Source organism: Mesorhizobium sp. M0317 (assembly GCF_040321555.1).
In the GTDB taxonomy this organism is placed as follows: domain Bacteria; phylum Pseudomonadota; class Alphaproteobacteria; order Rhizobiales; family Rhizobiaceae; genus Mesorhizobium.
In genome coordinates this window covers 384,027-395,193 of record NZ_JAMYRV010000001.1, presented here as the reverse complement: position 1 = coordinate 395,193, position 11,167 = coordinate 384,027, and the positions used below count along the sequence as shown (strand labels likewise).

13 protein-coding genes are annotated in these 11,167 nt (G+C 62.2%); 2 read left to right on the top strand and 11 right to left on the bottom strand.

What is annotated here, in order from left to right; all coding sequences use genetic code 11:
- Window positions 1-70: 70 nt before the first annotated feature.
- From NKI88_RS02010 to NKI88_RS02000, 3 genes are all read right to left on the bottom strand, one after another.
- The gene (locus NKI88_RS02010) at window positions 71-1,483 is read right to left on the bottom strand and encodes a circularly permuted type 2 ATP-grasp protein (RefSeq protein ID WP_023688618.1); all 1,413 of its coding nucleotides are present in this window, start codon (window positions 1,481-1,483) and stop codon (window positions 71-73) included.
- A 273-nt stretch (window positions 1,484-1,756) separates the two neighbouring features.
- Window positions 1,757-1,993, bottom strand: coding sequence for an Lrp/AsnC family transcriptional regulator (locus NKI88_RS02005; RefSeq protein WP_023670963.1), 237 nt, complete (start codon window positions 1,991-1,993; stop codon window positions 1,757-1,759).
- A 68-nt stretch (window positions 1,994-2,061) separates the two neighbouring features.
- Window positions 2,062-2,673 carry a DsbA family protein gene (locus tag NKI88_RS02000; protein WP_023700783.1) on the bottom strand — a complete coding sequence of 204 codons (612 nt, stop codon included), beginning with the start codon at window positions 2,671-2,673 and terminating at the stop codon, window positions 2,062-2,064.
- Between the two features lie 193 nt (window positions 2,674-2,866).
- Between NKI88_RS02000 and NKI88_RS01995 the strand changes: the two genes are divergently transcribed.
- Window positions 2,867-3,289 (top strand): DUF4864 domain-containing protein, encoded by a 423-nt coding sequence (locus tag NKI88_RS01995; RefSeq protein ID WP_023684643.1) that lies wholly within the window; start codon window positions 2,867-2,869, stop codon window positions 3,287-3,289.
- Between the two features lie 6 nt (window positions 3,290-3,295).
- Here NKI88_RS01995 and tgt read toward each other — a convergent pair whose 3' ends face one another.
- From tgt to coaD, 7 genes are all read right to left on the bottom strand, one after another.
- Entirely contained in the window at window positions 3,296-4,426 is a 1,131-nt protein-coding gene (gene tgt, locus NKI88_RS01990) for a tRNA guanosine(34) transglycosylase Tgt (protein WP_023688620.1), read from the bottom strand.
- Window positions 4,419-4,688, bottom strand: coding sequence for a hypothetical protein (locus NKI88_RS01985; protein ID WP_023684641.1), 270 nt, complete (start codon window positions 4,686-4,688; stop codon window positions 4,419-4,421). Before NKI88_RS01985 ends, tgt begins: the two co-directional genes overlap by 8 nt.
- On the bottom strand, window positions 4,678-5,766 hold the full coding sequence (gene queA / locus NKI88_RS01980; RefSeq protein WP_352653616.1) for a tRNA preQ1(34) S-adenosylmethionine ribosyltransferase-isomerase QueA: 1,089 nt from the start codon (window positions 5,764-5,766) through the stop codon (window positions 4,678-4,680). The genes NKI88_RS01985 and queA overlap by 11 nt, the downstream gene beginning before the upstream one ends.
- Complete coding sequence (locus tag NKI88_RS01975) at window positions 5,766-6,215, bottom strand: DMT family transporter (protein ID WP_023730155.1); 450 nt, start codon at window positions 6,213-6,215, stop codon at window positions 5,766-5,768. Before NKI88_RS01975 ends, queA begins: the two co-directional genes overlap by 1 nt.
- A 12-nt stretch (window positions 6,216-6,227) precedes the next feature.
- Window positions 6,228-6,740, bottom strand: a complete 513-nt coding sequence (locus NKI88_RS01970; protein ID WP_023730156.1) for a peptidylprolyl isomerase — start codon at window positions 6,738-6,740, stop codon at window positions 6,228-6,230.
- Window positions 6,741-6,783: 43 nt separating this feature from the next.
- Complete coding sequence (locus NKI88_RS01965) at window positions 6,784-7,278, bottom strand: peptidylprolyl isomerase (RefSeq protein ID WP_245270985.1); 495 nt, start codon at window positions 7,276-7,278, stop codon at window positions 6,784-6,786.
- 170 nt (window positions 7,279-7,448) lie between these two features.
- Entirely contained in the window at window positions 7,449-7,949 is a 501-nt protein-coding gene (coaD, locus tag NKI88_RS01960) for a pantetheine-phosphate adenylyltransferase (RefSeq protein WP_023670954.1), read from the bottom strand.
- Window positions 7,950-8,143: 194 nt separating this feature from the next.
- Here coaD and NKI88_RS01955 point away from each other — a divergent pair, with 194 nt between their 5' ends.
- The gene (locus tag NKI88_RS01955; protein WP_352653615.1) at window positions 8,144-8,290 is read left to right on the top strand and encodes a hypothetical protein; all 147 of its coding nucleotides are present in this window, start codon (window positions 8,144-8,146) and stop codon (window positions 8,288-8,290) included.
- Window positions 8,291-8,346: 56 nt separating this feature from the next.
- Here the strand turns inward: NKI88_RS01955 and gyrA are convergent, their stop codons facing one another.
- Window positions 8,347-11,136 carry a DNA gyrase subunit A gene (gene gyrA, locus NKI88_RS01950; protein WP_352653614.1) on the bottom strand — a complete coding sequence of 930 codons (2,790 nt, stop codon included), beginning with the start codon at window positions 11,134-11,136 and terminating at the stop codon, window positions 8,347-8,349.
- Window positions 11,137-11,167 lie beyond the last annotated feature (31 nt).

Sequence of the window (11,167 nt, the reverse complement as noted above, 5' to 3'; positions counted from 1 at the left end):
GGAATATGGCATTTCTTGTCCCTCTACTGCCTACTGCCTACTGCCTACTGCCTACTGCCCTATTCCCTACCTAATCGTCCAACACCCACGTATCCTTCGTGCCGCCGCCTTGCGAGGAATTCACGACCAAAGAACCCTCCTTCAGCGCCACCCGCGTCAAGCCGCCGGGAACGATCTGGATTCGGTCGGAGACCAGAACATAGGGTCGCAAGTCGACATGGCGCGGCGACAGGCCTTTTTCTGTCAGGATCGGGCAGGTCGACAGCGCCAGCGTCGGCTGGGCGATGTAGTTGGAAGGCTTCGCCTGCAGCTTCTTGGCGAAATCCTGGCATTCCTTCTTGGTCGCAGCCGGCCCCACCAGCATGCCGTAGCCGCCGGAGCCGTGCACTTCCTTGATGACCAGCTCATGGATGTGTTCGAGCACGTATTTCAGGCTGTCGGGCTCCGAGCAGCGCCAGGTCGGGATGTTGCCGAGGATGGCTTTGCGGCCGGTGTAGAACTCGACGATGTCGGGCATGTAGGAATAAATCGCCTTGTCGTCGGCGATGCCGGTTCCCGGCGCGTTGGCGATGGTGATGTTGCCGGCGCGGTAGACGTCCATGATGCCGGGCACGCCAAGGGCCGATTCCGGCCGGAAGGTCAGCGGATCGAGGAAGGAATCGTCGACGCGCCGGTAAAGCACGTCGATCTGCTTGTAGCCTTCGGTCGTGCGCATAGCGACGTGGCCGTCTACAACGCGCAGATCCTGGCCTTCGACCAGTTGCACGCCCATCTGGTCGGCGAGGAAGGCATGTTCGAAATAGGCGGAGTTGAAGCTGCCCGGCGTCAGCACGGCAATGGTCGGTGCCCCCTTGGTGCTTTGCGGCCGCACTGCCGCCAGCGACTGGCGCAGCAATTGCGGATAATTCTCCACCGGCCGCACCTTGATCTGCTGGAACAGCTCGGGAAAGAGCTGCATCATCGTCTCGCGGTTCTCCAGCATGTAGGAGACCCCCGACGGCGTGCGCGCATTGTCCTCCAGCACGTAGAACTCGTTCTCCGAGATCCGGACGATATCGACGCCGATAATGTGGGTGTAGACGCCGGCCGGTGGCCGCACTCCGATCATTTCCGGCAGGAACGCCTCGTTCCTGGCGATCAGCTCCCTCGGCACGCGGCCGGCGCGCAGGATTTCCTGGCGGTGGTAAATGTCGTCGAGGAAAGCGTTCAGCGCCTGCACGCGCTGCTCGATGCCTTGCGTCAGCCTTCGCCATTCATTGCCGGAGATGATGCGCGGCACGATGTCGAAGGGGATCAGCCGCTCGGAGGCTTCCTGCTCGCCATAGACGGCGAAGGTAATGCCGGTCTTGCGGAAGACGCGCTCGGCGTCCTGCATCTTTTCGGTAAGCCTGGCCGGATCCTGCTCCTTCAGCCAGCGGTCGTAAGCCGTATACGGTTGTCTCAGCCCGGAAACTTCCGGAAGCATTTCATCGAACGCTGCCAATCGCATACTCCCCTGTGACGCCATTTCACTGGCGTCGCGGGAGAAAATCAAGCGCAATCGGTGATTTGGAGGATATCGGCGATCAGTATGTTTCGACTGCCCAAAATTCGGGCAGTCGGAACGGGACCTTAATCAGGCTCTGCCTTGTCGCCGGGCAAGTGCCTGATGCGGCCATAGCAGTTCACCGTTTCATGGCAACGGCGACCTGCCATGGCTTTTTGCTTCGACGCAATTCCGGACGGAAAACCGCTTCACACTTTTCCTGGAATTGCTTTAGAAAGCGCGGAAAGTGACGACCGTGAAGGTGTCCTTGATTCCGGGAATAATCTGTACCTTCTCGTTGACGAAGTGACCAACATCTTCCTCGTCGTCGACGTAGAATTTGGCAAGCAGGTCGTAATTGCCGGCGGTCGAGTAGATTTCCGAGGCGATTTCGGCATCGGCGAGCGCGCTGGCGACCTCGTAGGACTTGCCCAGATCGCACTTTATCTGCATGAAAAACGTCTTCATTGCCGGTCCCGATCAAGCTTCAGCACACAAGCGGCCCTTGTGGCAGACTGCCGCCCGGCTTTCAAGCATCAGGCCGAGCGCGCCTTGGCGACGGCTTGTCTCAGTTCGGACACCGGCATGCCGCGCCGATACAAGTTGCCGCCGATGACCAGGGCTGGCGTGCCGCGCAGCTTGAACGCCGTCGCCTGGACTTCGGTGCGGACAAGGGCAGCGTCGATATCGGGTTCACGGATGGCGAGGTCGGCACGCACCATCGCCACATCGACACCGACGGAAGAAAGGATGTCGTTGGTGCGGCGTTCCGAAAGGCCGCGCTGGTTGGTCATCAGCGCATCGACCGCCGCGCCATAGTGTTCGCCGCTCAGCAGCGTCACCCGCGCCGCGTCGCGCGACACGTCGCCGAAGATCGGCCAGTCCTTCATCACAAGCCGAACGCCGCTGTCCTCTTCCATCAACTTCTTCAGTTCGACGAAGACGAGCTTGCAGATCGGGCACTGATAGTCGACGAATTCGGCGATGGTGACGTCGCCATCGGGGTTGCCGAGCGCTGGAATGGCGGGATCAAAGGCGACTTCCGTGACGGTCGGCCCAGTGCTTGCCCAGGCGGGCAAGGGGGCCAAAACTGCGAGGCTTGCCGCGCCCTTCAGCAAAAGGCGCCGGTCGATCGGCTGCTTGAACATGGTCGTCCCCTGGTTGCGCGAACGGGTCCCCACCCGTCCCTACGATGCGCGCCCCGCGTTAAAGGAGGCTTAAGCATGATCATGTGGCACTTGCGTGGCGAATATTGCGGTTGCTGAAACCGTGAGGCTCCGCAAAGCGTATGGTATGATGCGTCCCGGGACAGGTTTTGTTGGGGGACAATGGAGACAGGCCATGCGCCGCACCGCATTCGCAGTTGTTTCATTGCTGTTCGCGTTGTTCGTGTCGGCAGCCCTTGCCGGCGACGCCGAAGTCAAGGCCGGCCAGGCCGTCATCGATGGTCAGTTGAAGGCGCTCATCGCCAATGATGGCGCCAAGGCGTACAGTTTCGCCGCTCCAAATGTGAAGCGCATCTTTCCGACCGTCGACACCTTCATGAACATGGTGACCAACGGCTATCCGCCGGTGCGCCAGCCGCAGAGCTATTCCTTCGGCAAGGTCGAGCAGATGGGGCCAACTTCGCTAATCCAGCAAGTGCTGATCGTTGGGCCCGACGGCAAGGACTATGAGGCGGTCTACACGCTGGAACAGCAGCCCGACGGCAGCTTTCAAATCACCGGCTGCAGCTTGCGCGCAGCGAATTCGCTCAGCACCTAGATGTGCTTATAGCACCGGAATATCGCCCCTCGCCCATCCCTCTGAAATGTCTGATGTGCGCGCCTCGAAGGCCTTTGCCTCGATCGCGGCGCGAACGTCCTGCATCAGCTTCTGATAGTAAGACAGGTTGTTCCACGTCAGAAGCATCGCGCCCAGCGCCTCCTGCGAGCGCACGAGATGATGCAGATAGGCGCGTGAATAGTCGCGTGCCGCCGGGCAGTCACTCTCCTCGTCCAGCGGCCGCGGATCGTCCGCATGGCGGGCATTCCTGAGATTGACCTTGCCGCGCCTGGTATAGGCCAGGCCATGGCGGCCGGCGCGGGTCGGCATCACGCAGTCGAACATGTCGATGCCGCGCGCCACCGATTTCACGATGTCGTCCGGCGTGCCGACGCCCATGAGATATCGAGGCTTGTTGTCAGGCAATTCCGGACAGGTGATCTCCAGCATATCCAGCATCACCGCTTGCGGCTCGCCGACGGCCAGGCCGCCGACGGCATAGCCCTTCAGCTCCATCGCGCTCAGCGCCTGCGCCGAGCGCACCCTGAGTGCTGCGTTGTCGCCACCCTGGACGATGCCGAACATGGCCTTGCCGGGCTGGTCGCCGAACGCTGTCTTGCAGCGCTCGGCCCAGCGCAGCGACAGCTCCATCGCGCGCTCGATCTGCTTGAGGTCGGCCGGCAGCGCTGTGCATTCGTCGAGCTGCATCTGGATGTCGGAATCGAGCAGGCCCTGGATCTCGATCGAGCGCTCCGGCGACATCTCGTAGGCAGCGCCGTCAATGTGCGAGCGAAAGGTGACGCCCTTCTCGGTCAATTTTCTGAGCTTCGACAGCGACATGACCTGAAAACCCCCACTGTCGGTCAGGATCGGCTGTGGCCAGCGGGCGAACTCATGCAGGCCGCCAAGCCGCGCCACGCGCTCGGCGCCTGGCCGCAGCATAAGATGATAGGTATTGCCCAGAATGACGTCGGCGCCGACGCCGCGCACCTGGTCCATATACATGGCCTTGACCGTGCCGCCGGTGCCGACCGGCATGAAGGCCGGCGTGCGGATTTCGCCGCGCGGCATGTCGATGACACCGCGCCGCGCCTTGCCGTCGGTGGCGAGAATCTTGAAGGTGAATGTCTCAGCCATTGAATTCCTTGTCATGGACAGGCGCGCCTGGCGCCTGCCTGTCGAGCGACTGCCGGTATTGGATGCAGCCGCGCATGAATTTCGGCCATGGCGGCACAGCAATCGATGGATCGGTCTTTTCCGGCAGCAGGTCCCACAGGTTGGGATGATGCCAGCATAAATCATGGCCGGTAGAATCTCGGTGCTGGCGAATGCCGGCACGCAATTTCTTCACTTCGGCGATCAGGCTTTCGCGATCAAAGGCCTGCAAGTCATCGTCCATCGCTCATCTCCGCTCGATAAAGCAGGCTTGCATCTCCGTAGGAATAGAACCTGTAATCGTTCCCGATGGCATGAGCATAGGCCGCACGCATCGTATCTAGGCCGCTGAAGGCCGAAACCAGCATGAACAGCGTCGAACGCGGCAGATGGAAATTGGTCATCAGCAGGTCGGCGGTCTTGAACCGATAGCCCGGCGTGATGAAGATGTCGGTCGGGCCGGACCAGGCGGTCAGCGAGCCATCAGGCCGTGCCGCGCTCTCCAGCAGGCGCAGCGAGGTCGTGCCGACAGCGATGATGCGCCCGCCCCGCGCCTTGGCGCCATTCAGAGCGTCGGCTGTTGCTTCGCTGACCGAGCCGGTCTCGGCATGCATCTTGTGGTCAGCGGTGTCGTCCGCCTTGACCGGCAGGAAGGTGCCGGCGCCGACATGCAAGGTGACGAAGCGGCGTTCGATGCCTTTAGCGTCGAGTGCTGCAAACAGTTCCGGCGTGAAATGCAGGCCGGCGGTGGGCGCTGCCACAGCACCTTCCTCTTTGGCATAGATGGTCTGGTAGTCGGTCAGGTCGCGCGCGTCGTCGTCGCGCTTGGAGGCGATATAGGGGGGCAGCGGGATGTGGCCGACGGCATGCAGCGCCTCGTCGAGAAACGGGCCGGAGAGGTCGAAGCCGAGCAACGCCTCGCCGGCGTCGCCCTTCTCGATCACCGTGGCGTCGAGTTGGCCGAGAAAACAGGAATTGCCGTCATGGCCGAAATGGATGCGGTCGCCGGCGGCGACGCGCTTGCCCGGCCGCATGAAGGCCAGCCAGCGGTCAGGCGCCATGCGCATATGCAGCGTGGCGTCGACCTGCGCCTGCGCTTCGCCGCGTCGCCTGATGCCTCTTAACTGGGCAGGTATGACCTTGGTGTCGTTGAAGACCAGAACATCGCCAGCCCTGAGCAGGGACGGCAGGTCGCCAACCGTGCGATCCGAAAGACCCTCGCCCGGCCTGACCACCAGCATTCTGGCGCTGTCGCGCGGCTCGGCCGGGCGAAGCGCGATGCGCTCCTCAGGCAGGTCGAAGTCGAAGAGGTCGACGCGCATCAGTAGAGCCGAACGAGCAGCGCTCCGGCCAAGAGCAGCACCGCGCCGGCGATGCGGCCGAGCGAAATCTCGCGCACCGCCACTCCGAGAAAGCCGACGCGGTCGATCAGCATGCCGGCCAGCAACTGGCCGGCAACCAGGAACGCCATCAGCGCGGCTGCACCAATGCGCGGCGTAAGAATGGTCGAGAGCGTGACATAGAAACCGCCGAGCATGCCGCCGGCGATGAACAGCCAGGGCGCCGGCGCCTTCCAGTCGAGCGAGATGTCCTGCAGCCGCACAACGGCGACGGAGATGATGCCGAGCACAACCGCACCCGACAGGAACGAAAACGCCGCCGCCGCGACCGGGAGCCCCAGGCCGCGCGCCAGCTGCGAGTTGATCGGTGCCTGAATGGCGATGAAGGCGCCGGACAGGATGCCGAGCAGCGACCAGACCACGCCCATCATCGTCGTTTGTCCTTACTTGACGTCGGCCGCGACCTTCAGCGACACGATCTTGTCGGGATCGACCACCGGCTCGCCGCGCTTGATCTTGTCGACATTGTCCATGCCTTCGATGACCTGGCCCCAGACCGTGTACTGGCGGTTGAGGAAGGCGGCATCGTCGAAGCAGATGAAGAACTGCGAATTGGCGGAGTTCGGGTTCTGCGAACGGGCCATCGAGCAGGTGCCGCGACCATGGTTGGCGTTGGAGAACTCAGCCTTCAGGTCCGGCTTTTCCGAGCCGCCCATGCCCGCGCGGGAGGGGGCAAAAGTGGGCTTGGTCGAATTGCCGAACTTCACGTCGCCGGTCTGCGCCATGAAGCCTTCGATGACGCGGTGGAAGACCACGCCATCATAGGCGCCTTCACGCGCCAGTTCCTTGATGCGGGCGACGTGGCCGGGAGCCAGGTCGGGAAACAGTTCGATGACGACCTTGCCCTTGGTCGTTTCCAGGATGAGCGCGTTTTCGCGGTCCTTGATCTCAGCCATGTCGTATATCCTTTATCTCAGAAAACAGATTGATTTGATTGGTTTACTTGTCGGCGGCGATGCGTACCTTGATCATGCGGTCGGGCTCGCTGACCGTGCCGTTGTCGGCCTCGTCACCCTTCTTGATCTTGTCCACCAGTTCGATGCCGCTGACGACATTGCCGACGATGGTGTACTGGCCATCGAGGTTCGGCGCCGGCGCGAACATGATGAAGAACTGCGAATTGGCGGAGTTCGGGTCCTGCGAGCGGGCCATGCCGAGCGTGCCGCGCTTGAAATGTTCGCTCTGCGAGAATTCGGCCGGCAGGTCGGGCAGGTCTGAACCGCCGGTGCCGACGGCCTCGGGGCTGAACCCCTTCTTCATGTTGCCGAACTTGACGTCGCCGGTCTGCGCCATAAAGCCGTTGATGACCCGGTGGAATGCGACATCGTTATAAGCGCCTTCACGCACCAGCTTCTTGATCTGCGCGACATGCTTGGGTGCCAGGTCGGGGCGTAGCGCGATGGTGACGTCGCCGTTCTTCAAGGTGATGACCATGGTGTTTTCCGGTTCGGCGGCGAAGGCCGAAACGGATGCGGTCACGAGACCGGCAAGCACGACGAGGAACGAGGCGAGCTTTTTCAGCTGCATAAGGGATCTCCGAAGGTCTTTGTTAGGGTGCATGTCGTTGCCCAAAAAAACCGGCATCCACTTTGGGGCGACATGCACTATTTCGCGAATTTGGCGGTGAGCGCACCGGCAACGGCGGCCGGTACGAAGGGACGGATGTCTCCGCCCATCGAGGCTATCTGGCGCACAAGTGTGGCGGTAATGGTGCGTACCGATGGGCTGGCGGGCAGAAAAACCGTCTGCAGTTCCGGCGCCATGGTCTCGTTCATGCCGGCCATCTGCATCTCGTAATCGAGATCGGTGCCGTCGCGCAGGCCGCGGATCATGATCGAGGCGCCATGCTTGCGGGCCGCGTCGATGACCAGCCCGTCAAAGGCGACGACCTTGATACGGTCGCCGTCGCGGCCAAATTCGGCCTTGGTCGCGGCCTCGATCAGCTTCACCCGTTCGTCGAAGGAAAACAGCGGCGTCTTGCCGGGATGGGTGCCGATCGCCGCATATACCGTGTCGGCGACAGCCAGCGATGCCTTCAGCACATCGAGATGGCCGTTGGTCAGCGGGTCGAAGGAGCCGGCATAAAGGGCGATGCGATCGGTCATGGGAGGTGCTTCTAGCGGGGCATTGGCCGGAAGGCAAATGCGATTGGGAACATCTGCGTGAACCTTTTCGCAGACATGAACGACAGATGAATGCCTTGATCACGAAGACTTCACGCCGCGTTCGCTAGTTTGCACTTCGGAAGATGAAACCAAAACCCGATCTAACCGTTGGATAGGCGCAGGAGAACACGCACATGCTGATCTACATGCTCGCCACCGCAATGACCGTCGCCATGCTGATCGCCACCGCATTCGGATTGCATAGCGAGGCAGCACGCGTCCGTGTCCGCACAAAGCGGTTCGAAGGTTTCGGCGCTCGCTGGCCCCACCATCGCCCCTGATTTATTGCTGGTTTCTTGTTTGCGCCGGCCCTCGGGCCGGCGTTGTTGGTCAAAACTTATTCGGCGCCGTCCGGTACGGCATCTCCGGCGCCGGCCTCAATGACACCCTCTTCGACATCCTCGTCGGCCTGCGGCTCCGAGATCCGTTCGACCGAGACCACCTTCTCGCCTTCGGCGGTGTTGAAGATGGTCACGCCCTTGGTGGCGCGGCTGGCGAAACGGATACCGTTGACCGGCACCCGGATGACCGTGCCGCCGTCCGAAACCAGCATGATCTGGTCGTCATTGCCGACCGGGAACGTCGCCACCAGCTGGCCGATCTCGGCCACCTTCGACACGTCGGTGGCGCGGATGCCTTTGCCGCCGCGTCCGGTCAGGCGGAAATCGTAGGATGACGAGCGCTTGCCGTAGCCATATTCGGTCACCGTCAGCACATACTGCTCATGCGCCTTGAGCTCTTCGTAACGGCTGTCGGAAAGCTCGGTCTCCTCGCCAATCTCCTCATTGGTGAGTGCAATCTCTTCTTCCTCGCCGGTCACCTCGGCGGCAAGCCGCCGCTCCAGTGCTGCCCGCTTGAGGTAGGCGGAGCGTTCCGCCGGCGAAGCATCGACATGCTCGATCACCGACATGGAGATGATGCGGTCGGTCTCGGCCATGCTTATGCCGCGCACGCCGACCGAATTGCGGCTCTGGAAGACGCGCACATCGCCAACGCGGAAGCGGATGCACTGGCCGGAGCTGGCGGTCAAAAGCACATCGTCATTGTCTGTGCAGGTCTCGACGCCGAGGATCTCGTCGCCCTCCTCCTCCAGCTTCATGGCGATCTTGCCGTTGCGGTTGACCTGGACGAATTCGGACAGCTTGTTGCGGCGCACGGTGCCGCGCGTGGTGGCGAACATGACGTCGAGTTCGCCCCAGCTGGTCTCGTCCTCGGGCAGCGGCATGATGGTGGTGATGCGCTCGCCCTGCTCCAGCGGCAGCATGTTGATCAGCGCCTTGCCGCGCGACTGCGGATTGCCGATTGGCAGCCGCCAGACCTTTTCCTTGTAGACGATGCCGCGCGAGGAGAAGAACAGCACCGGCGTATGCGTGTTGGCGACGAACAGCCGGGTGACGAAATCCTCTTCCTTGGTCGACATGCCGGAGCGGCCCTTGCCGCCGCGGCGTTGCGCCCGGTAGAGCGACAGCGGCACGCGCTTGATGTAGCCGGAATGGCTGACGGTGACGACCATGTCCTCGCGCTGGATCAGGTCCTCGTCTTCCATGTCGGCGCCGCCGTCGGTGAGCTCGGTGCGGCGCGGCGTGCCGAACTCGTCGCGCACGGCGGCAAGCTCGTCCTTGACGATCTGTTGGATGCGGGCGCGGGACGACAGAATGTCGAGGTAATCCTTGATCTCGTCGCCGATGGTGTTCAGCTCGTCGGCGATTTCGTCACGGCCGAGCGCGGTCAGGCGCTGCAGGCGCAGTTCGAGGATTGCGCGCGCCTGTTCCTCGGAGAGGTTGTAGGTGCCATCCTCGTTGATGCGATGGCGCGGATCGTCGATAAGCAGAATCAACGACTCCACGTCCCCGGAGGGCCAGCGCCGCTCCATCAACTGCTCGCGCGCCGTCTGCGGATCGGGCGCGGTGCGGATCAGCTTGATCACTTCGTCGATGTTGGCGACGGCTATGGCGAGGCCGACCAGCACGTGGGCGCGGTCGCGCGCCTTGCGCAGCAGGAATTTCGTGCGCCGGCTAATCACCTCTTCGCGGAAGCCGACAAACGCCTTCAGCATGTCGGTCAGGTTCATCACTTCCGGCTTGCCGCCGTTCAGCGCCACCATATTGGCGCCGAAGGAGGTCTGCAGCGGCGTGAAGCGGTAAAGCTGGTTGAGAATGACGTCGGCGACAGCGTCGCGCTTCAGCTCAATGACGACGCGGTAGCCCTGGCGGTCGCTTTCGTCGCGAATGTCGGAAATGCCTTCGATGCGCTTGTCGCGCACCAGCTCGGCCATTTTCTCGATCATCGAGGCCTTGTTCACCTGGTACGGGACTTCCGTGATGATGATCGATTCACGGTCGTTTCCGCGCTGTTCGACATTGACCTTGCCGCGCATGACGATGGAGCCACGGCCAGTCGCATAGGCGCTGTAGATGCCGGAACGGCCGAGCACGATGCCGCCGGTCGGGAAATCGGGACCCGGAATGATCTCCATCAGCGCCGGCAAATCGATCGCCGGATTGTCGATGATGGCGATGGCGCCGTTGCAGATCTCGGCCAGATTGTGCGGCGGGATGTTGGTGGCCATGCCGACGGCGATGCCGCCGGAACCGTTGACCAGAAGATTGGGGAAGCGGGCCGGCAGCACCTTCGGTTCGGTGTCGGATGCGTCATAAGTCTCCTGGAAATCGACGGTTTCCTTGTCGATGTCCTCCAAGAGTTCATGCGCGACCTTGGTCAGCCGCGATTCGGTGTAGCGCATCGCCGCCGGCGGATCGCCGTCGATGGAGCCGAAATTACCCTGCCCGTCGATCAGCGGAACGCGCAGCGACCAGTCCTGCGCCATGCGCACCAAGGCGTCGTAGATCGAGGCGTCGCCATGCGGATGGTATTTACCCATCACGTCGGCGACCGGGCGGGCCGACTTCACATATTTGCGGTTCCAGTGGTAACCGCTCTCATGCGCCGCATAGAGAATGCGGCGGTGAACCGGCTTCAGGCCGTCGCGTACATCGGGCAGCGCACGGCTGACGATGACGCTCATGGCATAAGAGAGGTAGGAGCTCTGCATCTCCTCGATGATGGAGATGGGCTCGATGCCGGTAGGGCCGCCGTCGGCGCCGCGCGGGGGTTTTTGGTCGGTCAAATCGGATCACAATCTAATCAGGAATCACTGA